20 protein-coding genes, 1 tRNA gene and 1 pseudogene are annotated in these 24,614 nt (G+C 40.9%); 6 read left to right on the plus strand and 16 right to left on the minus strand.

What is annotated here, in order from left to right; translation table 11 throughout:
- Positions 1-11: 11 nt before the first annotated feature.
- Positions 12-806, minus strand: coding sequence for a class II glutamine amidotransferase (locus tag ACAY00_RS08880; RefSeq protein ID WP_371372597.1), 795 nt, complete (start codon positions 804-806; stop codon positions 12-14).
- A gap of 272 nt (positions 807-1,078) precedes the next feature.
- Here ACAY00_RS08880 and fadE point away from each other — a divergent pair, with 272 nt between their 5' ends.
- Positions 1,079-3,547 carry an acyl-CoA dehydrogenase FadE gene (fadE, locus tag ACAY00_RS08885; protein WP_371372599.1) on the plus strand — a complete coding sequence of 823 codons (2,469 nt, stop codon included), beginning with the start codon at positions 1,079-1,081 and terminating at the stop codon, positions 3,545-3,547.
- A gap of 107 nt (positions 3,548-3,654) precedes the next feature.
- Here the strand turns inward: fadE and ACAY00_RS08890 are convergent, their stop codons facing one another.
- Entirely contained in the window at positions 3,655-4,098 is a 444-nt protein-coding gene (locus tag ACAY00_RS08890) for an SRPBCC family protein (RefSeq protein WP_371372601.1), read from the minus strand.
- A gap of 227 nt (positions 4,099-4,325) precedes the next feature.
- On the opposite strand from ACAY00_RS08890, the gene ACAY00_RS08895 reads away from it, so the two are divergent.
- Positions 4,326-5,414, plus strand: a complete 1,089-nt coding sequence (locus tag ACAY00_RS08895; protein ID WP_371372603.1) for an aromatic ring-hydroxylating dioxygenase subunit alpha — start codon at positions 4,326-4,328, stop codon at positions 5,412-5,414.
- Positions 5,415-5,484: 70 nt separating this feature from the next.
- Here ACAY00_RS08895 and ACAY00_RS08900 read toward each other — a convergent pair whose 3' ends face one another.
- From ACAY00_RS08900 to thrS, 7 genes are all read right to left on the minus strand, one after another.
- Positions 5,485-6,843, minus strand: a complete 1,359-nt coding sequence (locus ACAY00_RS08900; protein ID WP_371372605.1) for an amino acid permease — start codon at positions 6,841-6,843, stop codon at positions 5,485-5,487.
- 416 nt (positions 6,844-7,259) lie between these two features.
- Positions 7,260-7,859, minus strand: coding sequence for a glutathione S-transferase family protein (locus tag ACAY00_RS08905; RefSeq protein WP_371372607.1), 600 nt, complete (start codon positions 7,857-7,859; stop codon positions 7,260-7,262).
- 97 nt (positions 7,860-7,956) lie between these two features.
- Positions 7,957-9,063, minus strand: coding sequence for a phosphoribosylaminoimidazolesuccinocarboxamide synthase (locus ACAY00_RS08910; protein WP_371372609.1), 1,107 nt, complete (start codon positions 9,061-9,063; stop codon positions 7,957-7,959).
- A 237-nt stretch (positions 9,064-9,300) separates the two neighbouring features.
- Positions 9,301-9,654 (minus strand): 50S ribosomal protein L20, encoded by a 354-nt coding sequence (rplT, locus tag ACAY00_RS08915; protein WP_371372611.1) that lies wholly within the window; start codon positions 9,652-9,654, stop codon positions 9,301-9,303.
- An 18-nt stretch (positions 9,655-9,672) separates the two neighbouring features.
- Positions 9,673-9,870 carry a 50S ribosomal protein L35 gene (gene rpmI / locus ACAY00_RS08920; protein WP_143580891.1) on the minus strand — a complete coding sequence of 66 codons (198 nt, stop codon included), beginning with the start codon at positions 9,868-9,870 and terminating at the stop codon, positions 9,673-9,675.
- A 154-nt stretch (positions 9,871-10,024) separates the two neighbouring features.
- Positions 10,025-10,567: a translation initiation factor IF-3 gene (gene infC / locus ACAY00_RS08925; RefSeq protein WP_371379649.1), complete on the minus strand. Its 543-nt coding sequence runs from the start codon at positions 10,565-10,567 to the stop codon at positions 10,025-10,027.
- A 26-nt stretch (positions 10,568-10,593) separates the two neighbouring features.
- Positions 10,594-12,504, minus strand: a complete 1,911-nt coding sequence (gene thrS / locus ACAY00_RS08930) for a threonine--tRNA ligase (RefSeq protein WP_371372613.1) — start codon at positions 12,502-12,504, stop codon at positions 10,594-10,596.
- A gap of 570 nt (positions 12,505-13,074) precedes the next feature.
- Here thrS and ACAY00_RS08935 point away from each other — a divergent pair.
- The gene (locus tag ACAY00_RS08935) at positions 13,075-13,281 is read left to right on the plus strand and encodes a CPXCG motif-containing cysteine-rich protein (protein WP_371372615.1); all 207 of its coding nucleotides are present in this window, start codon (positions 13,075-13,077) and stop codon (positions 13,279-13,281) included.
- A gap of 64 nt (positions 13,282-13,345) precedes the next feature.
- Here ACAY00_RS08935 and ACAY00_RS08940 read toward each other — a convergent pair whose 3' ends face one another.
- Positions 13,346-13,981 carry a riboflavin synthase subunit alpha gene (locus ACAY00_RS08940; RefSeq protein WP_371372617.1) on the minus strand — a complete coding sequence of 212 codons (636 nt, stop codon included), beginning with the start codon at positions 13,979-13,981 and terminating at the stop codon, positions 13,346-13,348.
- A gap of 52 nt (positions 13,982-14,033) precedes the next feature.
- On the opposite strand from ACAY00_RS08940, the gene ACAY00_RS08945 reads away from it, so the two are divergent.
- From ACAY00_RS08945 to ACAY00_RS08955, 3 genes are all read left to right on the plus strand, one after another.
- A complete protein-coding gene (locus ACAY00_RS08945) occupies positions 14,034-15,398 on the plus strand; it encodes an MATE family efflux transporter (RefSeq protein WP_371372619.1) in 1,365 nt (454 codons plus the stop codon).
- A 236-nt stretch (positions 15,399-15,634) separates the two neighbouring features.
- Positions 15,635-15,710 (plus strand) — tRNA-Val (locus ACAY00_RS08950).
- Between the two features lie 132 nt (positions 15,711-15,842).
- A complete protein-coding gene (locus ACAY00_RS08955; protein ID WP_371379763.1) occupies positions 15,843-15,965 on the plus strand; it encodes a hypothetical protein in 123 nt (40 codons plus the stop codon).
- A 17-nt stretch (positions 15,966-15,982) separates the two neighbouring features.
- Here the strand turns inward: ACAY00_RS08955 and ACAY00_RS08960 are convergent.
- The 6 genes and pseudogenes from ACAY00_RS08960 to ACAY00_RS08985 form a co-directional block, all read right to left on the minus strand.
- Positions 15,983-16,051 (minus strand): annotated as a pseudogene (locus ACAY00_RS08960) (zinc-ribbon domain-containing protein); the annotation flags it as partial.
- 183 nt (positions 16,052-16,234) lie between these two features.
- Complete coding sequence (locus ACAY00_RS08965) at positions 16,235-17,869, minus strand: AMP-binding protein (RefSeq protein ID WP_371372621.1); 1,635 nt, start codon at positions 17,867-17,869, stop codon at positions 16,235-16,237.
- Positions 17,870-17,992: 123 nt separating this feature from the next.
- A complete protein-coding gene (locus ACAY00_RS08970) occupies positions 17,993-18,853 on the minus strand; it encodes a hypothetical protein (protein WP_371372623.1) in 861 nt (286 codons plus the stop codon).
- Positions 18,853-20,073, minus strand: a complete 1,221-nt coding sequence (locus tag ACAY00_RS08975) for a phosphoenolpyruvate carboxylase (RefSeq protein ID WP_371372625.1) — start codon at positions 20,071-20,073, stop codon at positions 18,853-18,855. The genes ACAY00_RS08970 and ACAY00_RS08975 overlap by 1 nt, the downstream gene beginning before the upstream one ends.
- On the minus strand, positions 20,070-20,705 hold the full coding sequence (locus ACAY00_RS08980; protein ID WP_371372627.1) for a hypothetical protein: 636 nt from the start codon (positions 20,703-20,705) through the stop codon (positions 20,070-20,072). Before ACAY00_RS08980 ends, ACAY00_RS08975 begins: the two co-directional genes overlap by 4 nt.
- A complete protein-coding gene (locus tag ACAY00_RS08985; protein ID WP_371372629.1) occupies positions 20,702-24,394 on the minus strand; it encodes an ATP-binding protein in 3,693 nt (1,230 codons plus the stop codon). The genes ACAY00_RS08980 and ACAY00_RS08985 overlap by 4 nt, the downstream gene beginning before the upstream one ends.
- Positions 24,395-24,614 lie beyond the last annotated feature (220 nt).

Consider the following 24,614-nt stretch of genomic DNA (forward strand, 5'->3'; position numbering starts at 1 on the left):
GTTGCTCCCGCCTACGCTTTTTTGACGGGCATATTAGTAGCAACCACCTCGCCTTTTTCAAAAACAATCCATTGACCTGTTTGCATTTTTTGCCAGCGCTCATCTTTAGTCAAGGGCAAAGTCGCCACCACGGTGACCACATCTTTGTCTGTAGTTTCTTTTGTAAAGTCGATAGACACGTCGGCATCTATAAGTTGCGCCGGACCAAACGGGGCTCGACGAGTGATCCAATGTAAGTTGGTACTGCAATAGGTAAAAATAAATTCACCATCAGTAAACAACAGATTAAACACTCCCATGGTTTTGATAAAATCAGATTTTTTGGCTAAAAATGCAAACAAGGTATCATTGTCAGGGCGCTGATCACCAAACGCTTGCCTAAGATTTTCCAGTAACCAACAAAATATCTGTTCACTGTCCGTAGTCCCTATTGGTAGCACATGTTTAGTCGCCAGTTTTTGTTGATAGTCTGAAAGTTGTCCATTATGAGCGTAAGTGATGTTGCGTCCCCATAACTCACGATTAAACGGGTGGGTGTTTTCAAGCGATACACCGCCGACATTGGCTTGGCGAATATGACCTATCACCGCTTCGCTTTTAATCGGGTAATGTGACACTAATTGAGCAATTTTAGAATCAAAGCTTGGGGTAGGATCTTTAAACGTACGACAGCCTTTGCCTTCATAAAAGGTTATTCCCCAGCCATCTTTGTGCGGACCGGTGTTGCCGCCGCGTTGCATAATACCGGCAAAACTAAAGCATATATCGGTAGGGACATTGGCACTCATAGCCAATAACTCACACATCAAGCAATTCCTCTAACTATTCTACTTAGATCCATGATAACCAATTTAACGTAATCATTAATAATAAATATTTAATCTAACTTAGTGGCGTTGATTGTTATCAACGTGATATTGGTTTTTATTCAGTCAACATATAGTGACAATTCGCTGAAATTAACAAAATAATAAAAAAAAAATTACATTGAAAATGTATAAATTTGTAACTAATATAAGTGGTACGTGGTCTGACCTGTCAGCACGATTATAAAAAAGTTATTACAAAAGGAGTTTTCGTGGAGTTTTTTATTTGGCTAATGGCTGCAGTCGTACTTACTGCATGCTTGTCTTATGTCAGAGCATCATTAGGCGTATTTACTGCGGCCTATGCGGGCTTGATGTTATTAGGTACTATTTTCAATTTCGTTGGCACCGTTGGATGGGTCATCTTCGCCCTCGTTGCGATTCCATTTAACGTCAGAAGTATTCGTAAACAACTGTTTTCTGAAAGTCTGTTGCGCGCATTTCAAAAAGTAATGCCAGAGATGTCGACAACCGAGCGTGAAGCCCTAAACGCGGGTACAACATGGTACGACGCAGAACTATTTAAAGGCGATCCAGATTGGAATAAGCTCCATAATTTCCCCCGCCCTCGCCTTTCAGCCGAAGAACAAGCCTTCTTAGATGGGCCTTGTGAGGAAGTCTGTCGCATGTGTGACGATTGGGAAACAACGCATGAAATCGCCGATATGACCCCAGAGGTATGGCAATACCTTAAAGACAATAAATTCTTTGCCATGATAATTAAAAAACAATACGGTGGTTTAGAATTTAGTGCATATGCCCAATCTCGCGTTTTACAAAAGTTAACAAGCGTATCCAGTGTGTTATCGAGCACCGTCGGGGTGCCAAATTCTTTAGGTCCTGGTGAGCTACTTCAGCATTATGGTACAAAAGAGCAACAAGACTATTACTTACCTCGACTTGCTAGCGGTGAAGAAATCCCATGTTTTGCCCTTACCAGTCCCGAAGCCGGCTCAGATGCGGGTGCAATCCCTGATTTTGGTGTGGTATGTAAAGGAGAATTTAACGGCGAAGAAGTATTGGGTATGCGCCTTACATGGAATAAGCGCTACATTACTCTTGCCCCCGTTGCAACCATACTAGGTTTAGCGTTTAAACTACAAGACCCAGACCACTTACTTGGTGAACAAGAAGACTTAGGTATTACGTGTGCTTTGATCCCTACCGATATTGAGGGCGTAGAAACAGGTCGCAGACACTTCCCGTTAAATGTACCATTTCAAAACGGTCCAACCCAAGGTAAAGACATCTTTGTACCTCTAGATTACATCATCGGTGGTGCCAAAATGGCTGGCCAAGGTTGGCGCATGTTGGTTGAATGTTTATCCGTTGGTCGTTCAATCACCTTACCGTCTACATCTGCCGGTGGATTAAAATCGACGTCGCTTGCAACAGGCGCCTACAGTCGAATTCGTCGTCAATTCAAACTTCCGATCGGCAAAATGGAAGGGGTTGAAGAAGCTATGGCACGTCTTGGTAGTGATGCCTACCTTTGTGACGCTGTAACAACCATGTCAACAGGTGCCATTGACCTTGGTGAAAAACCTTCCGTTATTGGCGCAATTTGTAAATATCATCTCACCGAAAAAATGCGCAGTGGTATTACCGATGCAATGGACGTTCACGGTGGTAAAGGCGTATGTTTAGGGCCTAATAACTACTTAGGACGCGCTTATCAGGGTTCGCCGATCGCGGTCACGGTGGAAGGTGCTAACATTCTAACTCGTAATATGATCATTTATGGTCAAGGGGCAATTCGCTGTCATCCTTACGTATTGGCTGAAATGGAAGCTGCTGCCAACGATAACTTCGAGCAGGCTGTCGATGATTTTGACCAAGCGCTATTTGGCCATATCGGCTTTACAATCTCGAATATGGTGCGTTCAATTTGCTTCTCTTTAGGTGGATCTCGCTTAGTGTCTGCGCCAGTGAAAGATTCTACCAAGCGATACTACCAACTAATGACTCGTTACAGCTCTAATCTTGCTTTAATGTCCGATTTAGCGATGGCCAGCCTTGGTGGTAACCTAAAACGTCGTGAGCGTATATCAGCACGATTAGGTGACGTATTAAGTTACTTATACCTAGCAAGCGCAACATTAAAACGTTATAACGACGAAGGTCGTCAACAAGAAGACAAACCATTATTAGATAGAGCTGTTCAAGATTGTTTATACAAAGCAGAACAAGCTATTATCGGTTTAATCGACAACTTCCCTAATCGCTTAGTTGCTGGATTATTCAAAGTGTTGGTGATGCCGTTTGGGCCTGCAATGAAAAAACCAAGCGACCAGCTTGATCACAAAGTGGCTCGTATACTACAAACACCTTGTAGTGCGCGAACGCGTTTAGGTCAAGGTCAATACTTAACTCGTGACAAAGAGAACTTATTAGGTCAATTAGAGGATACTTTAGATAATATCCTTGCCTGCGAAAAGATTATCGATAAGATCAATACGGCAACGGGCAAACGCCACCCTATTATCAACTTGGACTTGATTGCTGAAAAAGCCTTAGCCAATAAGCTTATCAGCGAGGAAGAAGGTGAGTTACTTAAACGCACCGAGGTTCAACGTAAAGCCGTTATTAACGTTGATGACTTCGACCCATTCGATTTAGTTGCGAACAAAGAAAAACATTTAAAAAATCACCAACTAAATTCTAAAGACCAAGCCGCATAAGCTAAAGCCTACGCTTATGCATAGTTAAGGTGACAAAAACCTAGCGTCAGTAACTTACGTTAGGTTTTTTTATGCCCGAACAGTGCAAAGTCAATAACAAATAAACATCAGGGAAAGGTTTGAGCCTCCGCAAAAACTTTAAATTGTTGCATATATTTAATCGATTGTTGTTTAAAGACGGTTGGCATTAGCATCGCAATAAGCTTTACAAAACCACTGCATTTAAACTGATTTTTACAAATCCAACGCGTGGTTATGGGATCTACTTCGATAAACGAGTTCTCAACCAAATTCCAAACATTAGAGGTTTCGTATACCCCAGAATGCTTGGTGGGTAACTGATTCACTGTAATAACTTCTATCATTTCCACTTCTTTGTTGCCCATTTTGTAAATGAGCTTAGTTTCAGCCCCCAACTCACCAGGGTTTCCACTGATTGCTTCAAAACGAATTAAATTGGGTTGCCAATGGTGTATATTATTTCTGTCATCAAATAGCTCAACCACCTTATGAATGGGGGCATTAATCTCTATTTCTAAGGTGTAGTTCATCTGCCCTCTCCTGCTGATTTTTTTCAGTGTCTATCGTTTTACTATGTGAACTTGGCTTAACCATAACAAAAAAGGTAATGTCATAGATTTAATCTTCGCTATCAAATAAACAACCGTATGCACAAACTTCAGTATAACGAATATCATTCATAATGCTTGAGCTGGGTTTGACCAGGCTTTTTGGCTGTTCTATCTTTATGATATAAAAGCTAAAATTTGGAAATACTGTGGACATTAAAGAACAATTAAATCAGTATCAAGCAGACCTACCTATCACGCTAGCATCAACCCCACCAAGCAGTTGGTATACGGACAGCAGGTTTTATCAACTTGAACAAAATAGCGTATTTAAATATAACTGGCTTATTGCTGGTCGTGTTGACCAACTCAAGAACATCGGTGATTACTTAGCAACGACAATTGCCAATCAACCTGTGCTATTAGTTAATGACGGCGAAATAAGAGCTTTTTACAATGTATGCCAACACCATGCTGCGCAAATAAAAGAAAACGGCGTGGGTTGTAGTAAAACCCTCACGTGTCCTTATCATGGTTGGACATATCAATTAAATGGACAATTAAAATCAGCGCCTTTATTTGGCTCTGCTGAAAATTTCTCAATTGAAAACATTCACTTAAAGCCAATTAAAGTCGCTATATACAAACATTGGGTGTTTATTTGTTTCTCTCCAATCGCTGCGGATTTTTTGCCCTTTATCGGCGCTCTAGCAGATCAAATTGAACAACTGCACATTGATCAGGTAGAGTTTTACCATCGAAGCAGTTACCAGCTTGATTGTAATTGGAAGGTCTATATTGATAATTATCTTGATGGGGGGTATCACGTGCCCTTTTTGCATAAAGGACTTAATAGCGCGTTAGATGGCAAACACTATCAAGTTGAAACTCAAGACCGTTATTGTCTTCAATCTTGTCCAACCAAAGCACGAGACAACGAATTCTCTAAAGTAAGAACCGGGATGGCGCGTTATTATTGGCAATATCCCAACTTAATGTTGAATGCTTATCAAGGAATTTTAGGTTTAATGATCGTGCAACCTCTCGGGCCTTCAAAGTGTGAAGTGATCTTTGAATACTACTTTGACCAAAGCATCGACCAAGAGTACAAACAACACAGTGTGCGTATTGCCGATACGATTCAAGATGAAGATCGCAATGTGTGTGAAAGTGTGCAACGGGGTTTAATGTCTGATGGCTACGATGTTGGTCGATTATCCCCGGCAAAAGAATTAGGTGAACAACTCTTTCATCAACTGTTACACGCCGATTTTAAAGCATACGTAGACAAGCGCTGATCGATAACAACACTACTCAATATTTATGAGCAGCGATGCGGTGATTTTGTCTCCATAGCGCTATCTGTGGTTATGCTTGATCTTGCTCGGTTTGGCCAAGGCTCTTGACGAGTGGATCCCCCTCTTGCCGTTTTAAGAGTTGGCCCTGAAGATAAAAGTATAGTGGTATACCACACAATAATAACACCAACCCCCAAGCAATGGCCTCAAAGCCGGTATTGATGATTATCCATAACGAAAAACCACAAGCAATGCAGGATAAAGCGATATGCCCTTTGATATGGCTTAGGTTGTTTCGCTTGTGTTTAATCAGCCAGAGATTAACGATAGTACAAACTAAATAAGGCAATAATGACGTTAAGGTGGAGAGTAAAATAACAAAAGTAAACTGCTCAACTAAGCTACGATGAAAATTCATTAACACAATCAACGACACTAGCACAGTCGAATAAACAATAGCCTTTGCAGGTACCCCGCGCTTAGACGTTTTAGCAAAAGATTGTAAGAATAATCCTTGCTTTGCAGGTGCCAATGAGACTTGACCTAAACATAAGGTCCAACCATTTAAGGCACCAAAGCACGATATTACAGCAATTGCAGCAATAAAATAGTATGCCCATGAGCCAAATAAAATGGCTGCGGCTTGTGCAAATGGTGCATTAGATTGCGCCAGTTCTGCGGGTTCAATAAGCCCCATTACAGCTATGGTGACCGGAATATATATCATCGCAGCGATCAGGGTTCCGAGGATAGCTGCTCGAGGGACATTCTTTTTCGGATCGCGAATCTCATTCGCCGGAATGTTGGCGGATTCAAGCCCTAAAAATGCCCACATAGTTATTGCTGCGGTGGCAGAAATGGCAGAAAGATTCGATTCTTGGCTCAAATTGAAAGGGCTAAAGTGATCTGGGTTTATGTAAAATAAGCCAACAATAGCAATAACTAACAAGGGTAGCACCTTGACCAGTGTGGTTACTAACTGTAACTGCCCAGCTTCTTTAACCCCACGAAGATTCACCCATACCAAAAACCAAATAATTGCCAGCGTAGTGATGGCGGCATAAAGATTATTCTCGGCTAAAATCGGCACAAACACAGTTAAGTAGCTAACTAGAGCTATGGCGATAGCCGCATTAGCGGATACAATACAAAACCAATACCCCCAAGCGACCATAAAGCCCCAAAAATCACCAAATGCTTGTTGAGTATAAATAAATGGGCCACCAGAGCCGTTAATATGACGGGCTAAATTGGCAAAAACATAGGCCAATGTCATCGCGCCCAAGGTGGTGAAAATCCAGCCCAACAAGCTGATGCCACCAAACACGCCCAAAGCCGCAGGTAGTAAAAAGATCCCACTGCCGACCATATTCCCGGTCACTAAAGAGGTGGCAGTCCATAAACCTAAAGGCGCTTTTTTTGTTGTCACGATACATCCTATTAAATGTTGGCATCCTCAGTCTTGGAACCGTTGTTTCATTTTACAACCCTCAAAAGATCACCAGTGCATAAATTATCAACAACCACCTTAGCGTTTGAAATCGCAAACTGCAACTTAACAGCCTTTATTTCGCTTTTAAGTTGCTGGCATGAAAATACCATGGTTCGAAAAAGAAACCGCTAGCGTGGGCAAAATGGCTGATGTTATGGGTTAATAACAGTGATGAAAGATAGATAATAGCAACAAAAAAAAGAAAGTTGACGACGACAAAGTGCCGTTCTTTTTATGGATAAGGTGCAGGCTAATAAAACACGTAATCTGTTACTTATATATTTTCTACATCACCTAACCTTTATCGTATTAACGCCAACGTAACGCCCAAACTTTCATAATATGGGCTTTTCTTAATCAAACTTTAATGGGCAGTGTGGGCGCTCTGTTAAACGCAAGTTGTATTCTTCTATTTTGGGCAAGTGCTGAGTTAACCCCTGTTTATGTGCCCAAATAGTGGTGAAGCCAACAATGATATCTGTGACCGAAAAATCTTCTCCTAACATGTACGAATGATGCGATAAATTACCATCAATAATGGGTAAAGAACTGGCCAGCTCTCGATTGTTTTGCTCAATTATCTCAGGTACTTTAAGGGCATCAGGATATATAAACGTATTTCGAGCAGTACTCCATAAATGCGCTTCAACTTCGGTGAGAGCGAACGATACCCACTGTTCATGCATTGCCCTCGCCCATGTGCCCGCTTTAGGAATAAGCCCCTTTTCTGGGTATTTGTCGGCCAAATACGTACATATTGCTGAAGACTCAAACATAGCGTGACCGTCAACCACAATAGCCGGTAACTTGCCGGTATGATTTATCGCTTTAAGTTCATCTGAACCAATAAGATGTCTATCGTTAACCGAGGTAAACTCTATTGCCATTTCTTTGAGTAACCAGCGAACTTTTGCTGAACGAGTGGGGGTATATTCATATAACGTGATGGTCATTTTTTTCTCCCTTGCATTATGCCTTTTAAAATTATGGCATAAAAAAAGAGAAGCAAGCTTCTCTTTTTAAATGGGATTTTAAATAAAATAAGGTCGATTATTCGACAATCAAATCATATTCTTTGCGCAGTACTTCAATGATCTCAGCTTTTGGATTATCTGAAATCACAATCTTCTTACCTGTGATTTTTTCAGCAATCGCTGTGTAGGTGTCAGATACCGCTAAAAATACCGATTCTGGTAACGCATTATCGCGCGCTAACGCAGTGCGTTCTGGCATACGATTTTTGTTTAACAAAATGTCTGGATCAGGGAAGTGATTTAACAGTAACTGTCTAAAGCCTTCTTTTGAGTTCTCAACAATATTGCCAGCGCGGTATTGTTCACCATCCCAAATACGAGAAGAATCAGGGGTGCCGACTTCGTCCATATATATCAGTTTATCATGACCTTTGGCGTCTTTGACATAGCCAAATTCAAACTTAGTATCGACAAAAATTTGGTCAATTTTAGCTAATTCAGCACTAATTAAGTCAAAGCCTTCGGTCAACAAACGCTCATATAAAGCAATATCTTCTTGGGCTTTGAAATTAAAAGCGGCAAAGTTTTCTTCAATGTTTTTACGGGTAATATTAACATCATCTTGGGCTGGTACACCTGGGATGCCCGTCAAAATCCCTTTAGTTGAAGGCGTTTGCAATAAGGTATCTAATTTACCATCTTTTGTCAGACCTTCGGGTAATTCAATACCACAGAACTCACGTTCGCCATTTTCGTATGCACGCCACATTGAACCTGTAATATATTGACGACAAATGGCTTCAATCATTACCGGCTTAGCTTTTTGTACAATCCAAACAAAAGGATGCGGAATATCAAGAATATGGCTATCAGCTAAGCCATTTTGCTTAAACAACTTAAACCAATGATTTGAAATCGCGTTAAGAGCAGCGCCTTTACCTGGCACGCCTTGTAAGCCACCCTCACCATGCCAAATACAATCAAACGCTGACATACGGTCACTGATCACCATAATAGCTAAGGCCGCATCGTCAGCGACATCATAGCCTTTTTCTTTGATTAAGCGCTTACTATCAGCGTCAGTTAACCAGTAAACAGAACGAACTTTACCGCTATGAACAGGCAAGTCAGTACGAATAGGTAAATCATTATTTACAGCTAAAACTTTATTAGCAACAGTCATTTCTTTCCCAAAATATTTTATCAGTTATAACCATTTCAAATTTATTATTGTGTTGAATTGGTAAGTTTCAAAAACCACAAAGATACACACGTATAATACATTAGGTGTTCTAGGGAGATCAGCTAAAGATTCTTATTTAAAGCAAGAACACTTAGGTGATCTGATGATAATAAATAACAGAACATAATGGTAAAGAAAAAAGGACGCCGTGGCGTCCTTTTTAAAAGTCTTAACTGATTATAGAGCCGCTTGCGCTTTTTCTACTAATACAGTGAAAGCTGCTTTATCGTATACTGCGATGTCAGCTAGGATCTTACGATCGATTTCAATAGAAGCCTTTTTAAGACCATTAATGAAACGGCTGTAAGATAAACCATTTTGACGAGCTGCAGCGTTGATACGAGCAATCCAAAGTTGACGGAATTGACGTTTACGTTGACGACGGTCACGGTAAGCGTATTGACCCGCTTTGGTTACAGCTTGGAAAGCAACGCGATAAACGCGACTACGAGCACCGTAGTAACCTTTAGCTTGCTTAAGAACTTTCTTGTGAGAACGGCGTGCTACTACACCGCGTTTTACTCTAGCCATTGTCTAAATCTCCTGTAATTAAGCGTAAGGTAACATGGATACTACTGACTTGATGTCAGATTTAGCAACCATACTTTTTGCACGTAAGTGACGCTTAACTTTGGTACGACGCTTCGTTAAGATGTGACGTAGACCGGCTTGTTTGCATTTAAAACCGCCAGAAGCAGTTTTCTTAAAGCGCTTTGCAGCACCTTTATTGCTTTTCATTTTAGGCATGGGATAACTCCGCATTGTTAATGCCAAAAGATAAGTAACATGGGGCGGATTAAAAAATCACTTGTTGAGCCTCTGTTACCGGTTAAATAAAGATAACAATGGTGAAAAGACCTTATGCCTAAGCAGAAGGTCTTTTACTTTAAAAGACCAGAAATTATCTTTTGATTGGTGCTAGTACCATAACCATCTGGCGACCTTCCACTTTACGTGGGAATGATTCGCAAGATGCTAAGTCTTCTAAATCCGCTTTAACACGGTTTAAAAGTTCGATACCTAGCTCCTGGTGGGCCATTTCACGACCGCGGAAACGTAATGTTACCTTAGCCTTGTCACCACCTTCAAGAAAGCGTCTCAGGTTGCGTAGTTTGACCTGATAGTCGCCTTCGTCAGTTCCAGGTCGGAATTTAATTTCCTTAACCTGGATCTGCTTTTGCTTTTTACGTTGTTCTTTAAGTTCTTTTGATTTCTCGTATAAGAACTTACCATAATCCATCACACGACAGACTGGCGGTTTGGCAGTTGGACTGATTTCAACTAAATCTACATTTGCTTTTTCCGCTGCATCCAGTGCTTCATCTATTGAGACGATACCCATGGCTTCGCCGTCCAACCCAATTAAACGCACTTCACTTGCCGTAATTAAGTCGTTTAACTTATGTTGCGGTTCTTTTTGACCGCCTCTTTGACCACCTTTAATAGTCTGTTCCTCCTAGAGAACTAATGTTAAGCCCGTGTTTTCACTTCATCAGTTAATTTTGCGATGAATTCGTTCACAGACAGTTTTCCTAAATCTTCACCTGAACGTGTTCTGATGGCTATTTCGTCGGCTTCCATTTCTTTGTCACCGACAACCAATAAATACGGTACACGTTTTAAAGTATGCTCGCGGATTTTAAAGCCTATCTTCTCATTACGCAAGTCTGCTTTTGCTCTAAACCCATTTTCTTTTAGTTTTTTTACAATTTGTTCACAGTATTCAGACTGTTTATCGGTGATGTTCATAACCGTGGCCTGAATAGGTGAAAGCCATGTTGGGAATTTACCTGAGTATTCCTCAATTAAAATACCAATAAAGCGCTCAAGTGAACCTAAAATAGCGCGATGAATCATCACAGGCGTATAACGCTCGTTATCTTCACCTACATATGTTGCGCCTAAACGAGCAGGTAAAGCAAAGTCTAGTTGTACTGTACCACATTGCCAGTGACGACCTAAACAATCTTGTAGGGTAAATTCGATTTTTGGTCCGTAGAACGCACCTTCACCTGGTTGGTATTCAAATTCAATATTATTGCCTTTAAGCGCATTCGCTAAGCCTTCTTCGGCTTTATCCCACACTTCATCACTACCGATGCGTTGTTCAGGGCGAGTAGACAGTTTTACAATGATGTCTTCAAAGCCAAAAGACTTATACACATCGTATACCATCTTAATACACTTACTGACTTCATCTTGTACTTGATTTTCAGTACAGAAAATGTGGGCATCATCTTGAGTAAAGCCACGTACACGCATTAAGCCATGTAAAGCACCTGACGGCTCGTTACGGTGACAACAACCAAACTCAGCCATACGTAGTGGTAAATCACGGTATGATTTTAAACCTTGGTTAAAGATTTGCACGTGACCTGGGCAGTTCATTGGTTTAATCGCGTACTCGCGTTTTTCTGACTCAGTAGTGAACATGTTGTCAGCGTATTTGTCCCAGTGACCCGATTTTTCCCACAACGCACGGTCCATCATTAATGGGCCTTTTACTTCGTCGTAATCGTATTCGTGCAGTTTTTCGCGAACAAATTTTTCAAGTTCGGTGTAAATCGTCCAACCGTCATTGTGCCAAAACACCATTCCTGGCGCTTCTTCTTGCCAGTGAAATAAGTCTAATGCTTTACCAATTTTACGGTGATCGCGCTTTTCAGCTTCGGCTAAACGTTGAATGTAAGCTTTTAGCTGTTTTTTATCTGCCCAAGCCGTACCGTAAATACGCTGAAGCATTTTGTTTTCAGAGTTACCACGCCAGTATGCCCCAGCCACTTTCATTAATTTAAAGTGGTGACAATGACGCATGCTAGGTACGTGTGGACCACGACACATGTCAATGTATTCTTCATGGTAGTACAAAGCTGGCGTATCTGATTTGTCAATATTCTCGTCCAAAATTTCCATTTTGTACGGCTCGCCACGCTCTTTAAATGTGTCGTAAGCGGTTTGCCAGCTGCCAGTTTTCTTAACAACTTCGTAGCCAGTACGGGCTAATTCGGTCATCCGCTTTTCTAATTTAGCCAAATCGTCGTCATTTAAAGAATGGTCTAAATCAACGTCATAGTAAAAACCATTATCAATGGTTGGACCGATGGCCATTTTTACATCTGGGTACAACTGCTTAATCGCATGACCTAATAAATGGGCACATGAGTGACGAATAATTTCAAGGCCTTCGTCATCTTTACTGGTGATAAGTTGTAAATCGGCATCTTCGGTGATCAATTCGCATGCATCAACTAATTGACCATTAACACGACCAGCGATGGTCGCTTTCGCAAGACCTGGGCCAATATCTAAGGCCACTTGCATAACGGAAACGGATTGTTCAAATGAACGCTGACTGCCGTCAGGGAGAGTAATTACTGGCACAAGAGTTCCTCAACAGTGGTGATACCTACGTAATATCACTTGTATTGTTTAGTTAACTTTTAAAACAGTTTTAGCCCATGATTAACGATGTAAACAATGGGATAAAATATTGTTTTGTGATTCATTTCAGTCATTTTCTGGCCACGACAGCGCAACCAAAAAAGTTTAAAAGAGGCATTCTAACCCCCCTTTTCATTGATGTACAGTGAAAGCTTACTTGCAACAGTAGCCGTTAGCAAAATTGTTTGCTAACGCATTCTATTCAAGCTAGGGGTAACGTATTTTCAAAAGCACAAAAGCGAAAAATAAAGACTAAGGACAAAAAAGAACAAGTTTTGTGATGTATTAGCGCATGCGAGCGGATATCACTTACCTTAAAACCTTAACTTTTCGCCTGCACATAAACTTGAATGAGTTTTTTTAATTTCCTCACAAGCTTGGCTAAATTGAACTTTGTTACCATAATTAATGAGTACGATGTACCATAATTCGTTGTTACCTTACCCGTTGTAGCTTTGCCCCCCAATTAGGGGTAGAGATTGCAACAAGACATATCAGTAAGGAGGTCTTATGCCTCAAGTTGTCAGCAGAAAAACCATCGAATGTCCTCATTGTGGCCATCACCTTCATGTTACCTTAGACACCAGTCAGGGCGATCAAAACTACTATGAATCCTGCCCGGCCTGTTGTAACGATATTCACATGACCGTAAGCATTGACGATTACCATCAAAAGATACGACTTATGGTAGACGCTGATGACGAGCAATATTTTTAATCACTCTGCTTTACTCTGCACAGCTTAGCTCAGCACAGCACAACTCAGCTTAGTTTTGCTCAGCTTAGTTTCGCTTTGCCATGATCCTTTCTATGCTATCTACTATGGTGATGGTCTGCTGATCAATTTCGATATTAACAGACTCACCCACACTTAAAGCCCCAAGATTGGTTCGTTGTAATGTTTCAGGGATAAGATGCAACGAAAACACAACGTGATCTGCCTGCTCCACCACCTTACCTAAAGTCAAACTGGCACCATTAATCGCAATAAAGCCTTTATGGAATAAATATTTTGCCCAACTTGAAGCTAGGGAAAAATCAAGCTGACAGTTATCCTCACTGTCAATACGACGTAACAACGTCGCCGTGCCATGAATGTGACCACTTACGATATGACCACCAATTTCATCACCGACTTTCATTGACCGCTCTATGTTTATTTGACTGCCAACACAAACCTCGGCCAAATTAGTTAACTTTAGGGTCTCATCAATTACATCAAATTCTATTTCAGCACGCTCGTTGTCGCACGATTTAAATCCAACGACAGTCAAGCAAACACCATTATTGGCGATACTGGCTCCCATCTCTAGCCCATCAATTAATCGCCTAGGTATTTCAATGCAAAAATGCTTAAAGTTATTTCTCGTTTCAATCGATTTAACCGTGCCTGTGCATTGCACTATTCCTGTAAACATATATATTATCTCTGTTTATTAACCAATGACGCTATTATCCAGATATTCAAGCATGACTCTAGAAAATTTTTTATCCGATACCAAGAGTTTAATTAAGTTAGCTTACCCTATTCTTATTGCTCAGCTTGTCCAAAACTTAATGAGCTTCTCTGATACCGTCATGGCCGGTCGGGTAAGTGCGACGGATCTCGCAGCGGTTGCCGTCGCCAGCAGTATTTGGTTACCTATTATTTTAACCATACACGGTTTAATGATGGCGCTAGCAGCCATTGTCTCACAATACGATGGCAGTAAAAATTTAGCGGCTGCGGCAAAGTCGACCATTCAATCTGGCTGGATCGCTTTGGTTTTATCTCTTTTGGTGCTCATTGCCATTGTGTATTTTGTCCCTATGTTGGAGCCTAAACTAACCCTTGAGCCTAAACTCAAGGAGTTGATGCTAGATTATCTGGTTTATATTGCTTGGGGTGGCCCTGGCTATTGTTTGTATTTGGTACTGAGAAACTTTTCCGAAGGCATGAGTTACACCAGACCGACCATGATTATTTCAATTATTGGGCTCATTATTAATATCCCTGCCAATTATATTTTTATTTATGGCGCATTTGGCATCCCTGAGTATGGTGGTGCTGGCTGCGGTATTGCAACCGCCATTGTCTACTGGGCGATGTTTATTGGCTTACTTATTTACGTGTACAGCTCTAAAAAACTCGCACAGGTTGAATTATTTAAACATTTACGCTGGCCTGACTGGGGCGAGATAAGCAAGATATTTAAATTAGGCACCCCGATTGCGTTCTCGTTATTATTTGAAGTGTCGTTATTTTCGGTTGTGGCCATTATTTTAGCGCCCCTTGGCACAGATACGGTCGCCAGCCATCAAATTGCGCTTAACTTCTCAAGCCTAGTCTTTATGGTGCCCCTATCCATTGCCATGGCGGTCACCATCAAAGTAGGTTTTGCGGTGGGTGAAAGCAAACAGCAAAAAGCCAAAGATATGTGCACAAGCTCGCTCTGGCTCGGTTTTATTATTGCCTTATTTACCGCATTTATCAGCGTGGCTTTTCGAGAGCAAATCGCAATGATTTATACCAATGAACCACAAGTGATTGCCTTAGCGGGTCAATTGATGTTTTTGGCCGCATTATTTCAATTTTCTGATTTTATTCAGGTGATATCTGCTGGCGCTCTTCGAGGCTATAAAGACACAAAATCGATTTTATACATTACCTTTGTGGCGTATTGGTTAGTTGGCTTAACGTTAGGGCTTGTCTTGGGCATGACCAACTGGTTAGTCCCTGCAATGGGTGCATCGGGCTTTTGGATAGGCTTTATTTTGGGGTTAACAACCGCCGCCATTTTATTGTATTGGCGATTAAAAGTAATACAAAAACGCTTTGCTTTGGCGGTTATATAAATAACTTTTCTGGTTAACAGGTGGGCTTTCATTGAAATCTCTAGGCCTGAACTATGTCATTATTGCTATAGCAAGGCAACAAAAGGGAAAGAGTTTGCGATAAGTTGAGGGCGTTTTGTTTAAGAAACAAGCAAACGATTTATTTTTTATAATTTTGCCAACAAAACCACTTGCAACAAATAAAACTCCTCGTTAATATAGCGCTCGTTGGTACAGCAATACCAACCACTGTATTTGGAAGTGTAGCTCAGTTGGGAGAGCATCTCGTTGACATCGAGAAGGTCGCTGGTTCGAACCCAGTCACGTCCACCATATTCAAGAAAAGCCGTTAAGTAGCAATACTTAACGGCTTTTTTCATGCCGAGTTTTTAAACGCGATAAAACACAATGCAACAGCAAACCTTGGCCAGTAAGCTGTAGCCTAATATCAACCCCAGTAAGTACTTGAAACCTAAACACCTGCTTGACGAGCAAAAGCAAGCGAATGATTTAATCGTTGTCTTGCTGATCTTTGGTGTCTCTTGTTCGGTTAACACCCGAGACTTACTGACCAAAGCACGACAATGATCGCAAAAAAACTGTACCGCTCCACACGCCTGTAGCTTTTCAATGGGATTTTTACAATCCGGACAATAGTAATTGGTTTTCGTCATGATTTCCTCTTGCAACAACTTCAATAACAATCATCTGTATATTATGTGCCATCCAAACTAAAGACGCTTAGCTCTAGATCAATTTCTGTCGCCCAAGTTGCAAGTCATATAAATACGTTGGATCTGGCGCAGATAATACTTATCAGCGCCGCTAAGAAATGGCCTTAAGATAATAAAAGGAGGTTATTCAACAATAACGGTTTCATTTGGCTCTAACGGCAGTAACGCTGAGTAATGCGCTTCTATTTGGTCGCGTTTAAGCTTTAAGGTTGGTGTTAACATGTCATTTTCAATGGACCATGGTTCTTTACAGACAAAAATAAAGTCCACTTTTTGGTGACGTTCTAATTCCTTATTTACCTCTGATAAGGTTTTATCCAATGACTTTAATACATCATTGCTTTGTCGGTTAACGCTTTCTCCAAGCACGACTAGCGCAACAGGCTGTTTTAACCCCGAGCCCATAATACAAACTTGCTCGATATGCCCATTTTGCCCAAGCTTACCTTCAATGGGGACTGGGCTTACGTACTTGCCTTTACTGGTTTTAAATTGCTCTTTCACGCGTCCAATGATTTCATAGGCACCGTCGCTTCGTTGACGCCCTAAATCTCCCGTTTTAAACCACCCATCTTGAAACGATTTTTCGGTGATCCCAGGTTTTAAATAATATTGCTTAAACACCGAATCACCCTTAATTAAGATTTCTTGTTGTTCCGATAATTTCATTTTAACGCAAGGGATTGGCTCACCTATGGTGCCCATACGCTCTAATTGATAAGGGATATTGCCACACGACAAGCCTGATGTTTCGGTCATTCCCCAGCCTTCGCAAATATCAATACCAATTTTGTGATACCAGGTTAATAAAGATTTAGAGATAGGCGCAGAACCTGAGGCAAAGATTTTGGTTTTACTCAAGCCTAAATTTTTACGGATAACGGCTGCGATTAGCCGGCCTAAAAATGGAATTTTCAATAAAATATTGAGTTTTTTTTGTGGAAGTCTTTGTAAAATTTGAGCATGAAACTTCGCCCAAAGCCTTGGCACCGATAAGAAAATGGTTGGTGAAGCATGCTTTAAATCATCGAGAAAACTGTCTAATGATTCAACAAAAAACACTTGCGCACCACTGCAAAACGAAGTGGCTTCAACCACGCAACGCTCGGTAATGTGGGCCAGAGGTAAATATGAAAGTACGCGATCTTGATTGTTTTGTGCAATAACATGCGCTGTATGATATGCCGCACTGGCAAGATTTTTATAACTTATCACCGCACCTTTAGGCTCGCCCGTGGTACCTGAGGTATAGACAATCGACATACAATCGTCCAAAGAAGCTTGATGAAGATGGCTGACTGGCGGGTATTGCTCTAACCATTCATCCCATTTTTGCTCTGTTTCAAGACTTGGATAAGGGAATGATATTGTCAAAAGATCTTTGGGTAAACCTTGTTCCGCGGGATTGAGTTCGTCTAACTTACCAACAAAAATCGCTTTCATTTGTGAATGATTTACCACATAAGAAATAGTCTTTTTACCAGCAGTGGCATAAATTGGCACGCTGATCATACCCGCCATCATTATCGCTAAATCCGCAATAAACCATTGCGCACAGTTTTTCGATAATATGCCAATTTTATCGCCTACTTCAAAACCTTGAGCCAACAAACCAGAAGCTATGCATCTCGCTTGTTGCTCTACCTCTGAAAAGGTTAATGTCTGCCACTGCCCGTTAATAGGTTGATGTAAATAAGGCTTATATGGGTACGCTTGTGAGTTTTTTATAAAACTTTCTAAGCCAGTTAAATAGTGCATATACATCCCCTCAGAATCTTAATTATTTTGTTGTTTTTATTATTTTTATTTTTCCCATCACCCTACTTTATACTAAGTTTTTATGATTTTAAATCCGTAGCATAAAATTGTTTCGCCAGATATTTAATTGCTCTTGTTAGGAGCAAATACATCAGCTTCTTCAAGTTTTAGATTATGTGCAAGCATATGTTCTTGTTTGATCGACAACTGATGTTTTAGTAACGTAGTTATTGGCCCGCTCGACTCCAGCTCGGCTAGGGTTAACAGATAATTAAGGTTGCTATGTTGACGGGAATAATCGCTTAACGATGACCATTTATTAATGTCGTTATAGTATTGTGGGTAAAGCCAACGAGTGACATTGGGTAAGTGAAAAGCAATGTCGACTCCCTTAGGGTCATAATCTGTAAAGGCCACGACTTCAGTGTTTGTCGAAATACTTTGCAGTAAATTATTGGTGCCACTGTTTGATATGCCATGGCCGCGATAAAGCACAATATCAACCTCGAAATCATCGGGGAAATTGGCTTGTTCTATGTGATCGAATGCAACAAGGTTCTCCACCACTAAGATGCGCTTAATGTTATCAAGTAAGAGGTGTTTAATACCAATGCGTAATGAGCTGCCATTAGGTAGACTAAATGGGGGATTGAAAATATCTAATGGACCATGTAAAGATCTAAGCAAAACATAATCCTGATCGGGATTGACTTTCGCTAACTTCTCATTGTGAACATGCTTGGCAACGTCAAGCCGACTTTGGTTTAAATCGACTTGAAAAATGTTCGAGTTAAGCTCTTGTTTTAATGCTTTCTCAAGTTCAATTTTATCGCGGGCAGTAAACAGCATTCGGTTGCCAACGCGTTTTGCAATGTCCTGAAAATCATTTTCAATTAAAAACAGAGCGACGCGCGGTGAGCAATAGCGCTGATCAGAATAAATAAACTTTCTCAGCGCTGCTCTCATGCCTGCGGTTATTTTCATTACCGTAACCCTAATGCGACATCTTCAATAATGTAATTACCATTAAATTCAGGATGTTGATGACCAAGCGGTTCTATTTCAAAAAAACCCTGCTCTTCGCTGCTCAAGCTTTGAAAACCATTGATAACCCCATAAACCCAAACTTCCGGATCGAGTTCTAGTTGATGTTGTTGATGATATTCAAGGGCCGATAACACTTGGCCCGAGTCAATAATTTGGCAAAAGTAATGCTCAACAGATTGTTTAACGATATCACTGTCAATATTAATGTCTTCAATGTCTTGCACATCGTATGCTTGTCCTTCTCGCTCGCTTTGTTCAAGCAAGCGGCTGTGACGAACTTGTTTAATACCGGCGACAATTTGGCTAAATAAGGCATCGTGTTCAATGTTATTGACATCGACACTCGCGGGTTTAAGCATCGCTTTTGCTTGATTAAACACCAACGCAATATGATGACTTGCACTGTGATCTTTCACTTGATAATCAGGGTTTTGCTGTTGATGTAAAACAAAACCTTTTAACAATTGTGAACGATGCAAGTATTGACGGAATTTGCCAAGTAAATCGATTAGTTTAGATTGAGCAATACTCAACTCTTGGCTAATTTCACTGTGACTGCGCTGTAAATGTACCACCAATAATCGACGTAATTCGCGAGAACTGCCTGCAAGTTTGGCCAGCTCATCAAACTGAAACATTTCGAGCTGTTGACGCATTTCGGTTAACTGGCTTTGGGCTAATTCGTTTTCACGAATCTTGGCATTAATTGAAGCAACATAACCAAACTCATTATGAATACGGCGCCAAAGGTTGCGCACGTTAGACTTTAAGCTGTCAACCAAGGCGTAAACTTGCTCGGTTAAATCTTCCATAAAAACTTCGCTGTCGCTAAAGTTTTGATGATGCAACGCTTCTTTGTAATGGTTAGTAATGGTTTTAATGGTCGAAAGCTTGGTCCCTATATTGGCATCAAGTTGACGGTTTTTCTCATCTTTTAGGTTTTGCTCTAAAAGTGTACGAATAGAACTTCGTAAACGTAAGTCTTCACCTGGCTCAGGACGCCAAAGCACCCCAAGTTCCACTAGCTTGTCTAAGACCTTAGCGTCATGTTCAAGCTCATTAACCCGCCCTGACAAATAGGCGTTCATAATCACCTCAGAGTGTCGGGCTAAGGCTCTTAACAGTTTTATCCCAGCGCTATGCAGTGCCTGACTCACAGAAGATCTCCTTGGCTAATCGCTTGCTCTGCTTGTTCGCTTAGGTTTAAAGTCTCACTTTCATCAATGTAACGAATGACATCAAACAAATAATCAACCTTACCCGTGGCTAAATAAAGTTGATTGTCGGGGTTTGGACGCAGCAAATACCCTAAGTCTTGCAAGCGTTTAAAAACCAGTTTTAATTGGCCGTCAATGGTATTACTTGATGAATTGAACAAAGGGTATTTAGAAATTTTCGCCAGCTGTTCACTAAAGGCAGGGGTGTCTTCAATCACCGATTGTAACTCCCCTAATCGCACCACACTGCCTTGTGATAATGGTGCGTTGTCACCTTTGGCTTCTTGCACTAACACCAACCATTCCACCAATGGCATTAATGACGCGCACACTTCTTTAAACTGTTGTGAAACCACTTTACGCTCGTCATCACCTATGCTTTGATAAGCGCAAAATAAGACCTCACCTTCAGCGGCTTTAGCAATAGTTCGGTTCATCAAATTTAACTGTTTTTCAACGGCGTCATAATTTTCACTGTTTTGCAAAAACACGTAGGCCATTTCATCACTGGTGCGACAGATAAAGCCACCACTGAGCAAGATTTCCATCACCTGACCGAATTGACTTATCATAATGATGCTCCTATTTGCTGTGCTTGTTGACGCTGTTTTAATCGCTCACTAATGGGGTTTACCTTTGGTGTCACTTTACGAAGTTTCTGCTCTTTTGCATCTTTATCAATTAAATAGCGATTGGTAAAAAAGTGCAATACGTCTGACTCAGGGTTTGGAAAGGCACCAATAACCGTGATGTTATTGGCCAAACAGGCATCGAAAATCTTCTTCACGTTTTTATTCGCAAGAGTACCGATCTCATCAATGGGCCAGTGCACAATAACCTCAGAATCGCCACGTAATAACCGGGTAAAAGCCAGTAAAAACTTACATAAAATCAAATACGCCATACCATGACTGGATGACTCATTTAATTGCCTGTCGGTGCGAATATACAAGTCTGAATTACCCTCTTTTAAGTGCAATTCAATGTCTAAAAACTGGCCAATGCCACCGCTAATGGTGGTACGACCTAATACTTCCTGCACTTCACGAATGGTATCGGTATATTCTTGATCTGGCAGAGGCGCATTGTCATCGCGTAACCATGCTTGATGCAACTTGTTAAAGCGCAATAACTTCGGCCAAAAATCAAACTCGCTGATTTTTGAGCGTATTCTTACCGAAGATTGCGAAACGCCATCTAAGAACAGCTCCTTGTCGACCTCTTTTGTAATGCGCCTAGATTGCGACTCAATGCGTTTATCTATATCCGCTAAAATATTGTAATACTGAGTTAAATCATTACCAAAGTTAAGACCATTATTGCGCACGCCTTCTAGGTGTTGCGGCACCATGACCGTTAATAAGCTATCGAGTTCTGAGATCATTTTACGGTGATCAAGGGTTTCAATACCTTGGGCATTACTGATAAAACAATCTTTTCGAGCATGCTCCCACGCTTCGGTTAAACTGATCCCAGACTTTTGCCCTATTAAGTTATCAAAGTGACTGACGTGAGCGCTTATGTCGTGACTCGCGCGACTTTGCGCTTCAATCAACTCTTGCGTTTCACTGATGCGAGCACCAATACTGCTTTGCTCTGGATTAAACGTCACCTGTGGTAATGCTAATAAAGCCAACTGCGGTTTTACTTGTTTTATTCTTTGTACCTGTTCGTTTTGCTCACTAAGTGCTTCTTCTAACTGACTAATTTGCTCTTGCAGTTGTTTTTTCTGCGATTTAAAACCGCCCGCTTTTTCAACCAATAAACGCTCTGCTTTCGCCTTTTGATCTTTGTGATGGCTTAACTGTTTAGTCTGTTCAGCTTTTTGCTCGGTAAACACTAAGGTATACCAACGTTTGTATTCAGAAACTTTGTCGCGATACTTGTTGGTGATGTCAATTTGCTCTTTTAATTGGCTTAATTGTTGTTTTAGCAAACTGATTTGATCTACATCCACCTCTCGACTGGCAAGCTCATTTTTATACCACTGCTTACAGCTTTTAATGCCCTCTTTATATTGTTGTTCTGCGTTTTGACGTTGCTGCTCAATTTGCTCTATTTTAGTTTCAATATCATTTGCTAATTGCTGCCAATGAAGCTCATGCTCCATTTTTTCATCGTGTATTTGCTCGTCATCGCTTTCAAGCGCATCGGCTTTATTAAGCTGTAACTTTTGCATCGCTTTGGTTAATGCTTGAAGTTGTTGCTGATGCTTTAATTTGCGTTCTGCCAAGGCTTGTTTGTGCTGTGCTTTTAACTGTTCAACTTCGTCTTGAATGCGTTTACGCCCTTGCTCTTTAAATTGACATTGCGACAACAATTGGGTGTGTTGCAATTCGAGATCTTTCACTTGGGCGTTTAATTTAACTAAGTTTGCTTCAATTTCAGCTTGGCCATTTTGTGCGGCTTGTAAATCTTGTTGGGCTATTTCCAACTGTTTTTGCAACTGGCTTTCGGTTTGCAAAATATCGGTTTCAGCAATGGCGTTAGTATCAAGAAGAACGCCAAAGACACTGTTTGCATGCGCCTTGTCAGGGCTCAACATTGGCGCTAAATCGGTACGAGATAACAGCTCAGGGTTAATTATTTTACCAAGCTCTGCTTCCCACCCTGGGCGCTCTTTTCGTAAAAACTCTAATAAGGTTTTATCACCGGGGTAAAGCCAAGCGTATATTTGATCTACTTTTTGTTGCTGTACACCAACCCCATGACGCGCTTTATGAAGCTGCTCATTAGCGTTAAGTTGCTGTGTTTTTAATTGATTGAACCTCTGTTGCACGTTTTGCAGTTCCGTGCGTGCATGGTCTTCATCAAGTTGGGCATCTTGCAAGTTGGCTTGCAGTAGCGCCATGTCTTCTTGTTCTGACGATGTTGGTCCACTTAATTGGATTTGGGTAGAAACACGTTCAATGTTTAGGTTTGCTTGATTAATTTGACGGTCAAAATCGTCTTTAATTTCACTTCGCCTTTGTTCTTGCTTCTCTTTAAGCTCTTGTAATGCGTTACTTTCTTCTCGCATCACTTGTTGAAGTTGGCTACGCGCTTGATCTTTATTACTATTTAATTCGACCTGATCTTTATTGTGTTTCTTTTCAAGCTCAGCCAAACGTTTATGATACGCGGCTTCAATATCTTGGTGCTCTGCGGTTAACAAAGCATGTTGTTCTGTTAATGATTGATGCTGAGATTGCCACGCCGAAACATTGTCGAGGTTGGCGGCATGGGTCTCTATGTCTAAGTCTTGCCAGTTGTTAAATTCATCATCTATTTGATCAAGCTTTTTCTCAGCCGTTGTGGCCTCACCACGAGCTGCCGAAATACGCTGATTAAGCTCATCTCTTTGCTCTTCAAATTCTTTACTGATACGTGTTAGTTGGCTTTTGTAGCTGTCTCTGTCGGATTCAGCTTTAACAATAGACTCGCTTAAACGCGACAAGTCAAGTGATAAAAGCTCAGCCAATTGTGCCAAACGTGATTCGGTTTGGACTAATGACGCATTGACTTGTTTTAATTTGTCATACTGCGGCATTAATTGCTGAAATTCTTTAATTAATAAACACTCTTTGATCCAATCATCGAGTTGTTTTTTCGACAATTTATTGGTTGGCGTTTCTACCCCGTCCTCCTCTAAGATGGCGGCAATCATCGCTTTGATGGTTTCCATTTTGCCTTCTTTGGAATGCACCGCTTTAATGAGTTTTTCAACATGACGTAAACGGGCATGGCTTTCACATAAGCTAAAAAAGCGTGCACTGCTTAACAGCTCGCGCTTATTGCTACTTAGCGCCATAACGGCACGATCATTTTGGATGATTGCGCGATATTCTTTGGTATTTAATGCTTTCGAGGTGACAATTTGTTGACGACGGAATGAACGAAAGATTTCAGCCACCGCAATAGAGCGGGTACCTGTAATGTCTTTGCCAATAAAGTCGCTGCTTTCAAAGCCTTTATCGACAAATCGATATACCACTCCGGTGGCTGATGAAGATAACACCGTCATGCACAAACGGTTATCCAAACGTTGATATTCAAAAATAATGAAGCTTGATTCGCGAGGTAAATACCAGGTTTGAAAATTATCACGGGTTGCTGGCACCACTTTATTGGGCGACTCACCGTAAAATACCGGCACTAATCGTTGTAGGGTGGTTTTCCCCGACGCATTGGTACCACAAATATTGGTATGACCATCAACCTGAAGTTCAACTAAACCCGGTAAATGTGTGTCGATTAAGATTATCCGCTTTAAGCCAGACATAAAAACATAGCATCCTTATTTAATTCTTTAGCTATAGTATGTGTCCACCGTAAATGTGTAAATACTCTGAGCTGTAAAAGCGTTTAATTGGGTTAATTATCAGCAACAGTTGCTAATACATTAACCGAAAAGTCAAATATTGCGCCCGAATATCCTAAACAGCACGTGGTTACGTACATTGTTGCCTACAATAAGATAATGCTATTATGTTGACACGTTT

This window comes from Thalassotalea sp. 273M-4, assembly GCF_041410465.1.
GTDB lineage: Bacteria > Pseudomonadota > Gammaproteobacteria > Enterobacterales > Alteromonadaceae > Thalassotalea_A > Thalassotalea_A aquiviva.

Excerpts from the sequence above, each read along its gene's own strand:
- ACAY00_RS08880 (WP_371372597.1), bottom strand. The coding sequence starts at position 806 with ATGTGTGAGTTATTGGCTATGAGTGCCAATGTCCCTACCGATATATGC.
- ACAY00_RS08890 (WP_371372601.1), bottom strand. The coding sequence starts at position 4,098 with ATGAACTACACCTTAGAAATAGAGATTAATGCCCCCATTCATAAGGTG.
- ACAY00_RS08905 (WP_371372607.1), bottom strand. The coding sequence starts at position 7,859 with ATGACCATCACGTTATATGAATATACCCCCACTCGTTCAGCAAAAGTT.
- ACAY00_RS08910 (WP_371372609.1), bottom strand. The coding sequence starts at position 9,063 with ATGACTGTTGCTAATAAAGTTTTAGCTGTAAATAATGATTTACCTATT.
- rplT (WP_371372611.1), bottom strand. The coding sequence starts at position 9,654 with ATGGCTAGAGTAAAACGCGGTGTAGTAGCACGCCGTTCTCACAAGAAA.
- rpmI (WP_143580891.1), bottom strand. The coding sequence starts at position 9,870 with ATGCCTAAAATGAAAAGCAATAAAGGTGCTGCAAAGCGCTTTAAGAAA.
- ACAY00_RS08935 (WP_371372615.1), top strand. The coding sequence starts at position 13,075 with ATGCCTCAAGTTGTCAGCAGAAAAACCATCGAATGTCCTCATTGTGGC.
- ACAY00_RS08940 (WP_371372617.1), bottom strand. The coding sequence starts at position 13,981 with ATGTTTACAGGAATAGTGCAATGCACAGGCACGGTTAAATCGATTGAA.
- ACAY00_RS08945 (WP_371372619.1), top strand. The coding sequence starts at position 14,034 with ATGACTCTAGAAAATTTTTTATCCGATACCAAGAGTTTAATTAAGTTA.
- ACAY00_RS08965 (WP_371372621.1), bottom strand. The coding sequence starts at position 17,869 with ATGCACTATTTAACTGGCTTAGAAAGTTTTATAAAAAACTCACAAGCG.
- ACAY00_RS08970 (WP_371372623.1), bottom strand. The coding sequence starts at position 18,853 with ATGAAAATAACCGCAGGCATGAGAGCAGCGCTGAGAAAGTTTATTTAT.
- ACAY00_RS08980 (WP_371372627.1), bottom strand. The coding sequence starts at position 20,705 with ATGATAAGTCAATTCGGTCAGGTGATGGAAATCTTGCTCAGTGGTGGC.
- ACAY00_RS08985 (WP_371372629.1), bottom strand. The coding sequence starts at position 24,394 with ATGTCTGGCTTAAAGCGGATAATCTTAATCGACACACATTTACCGGGT.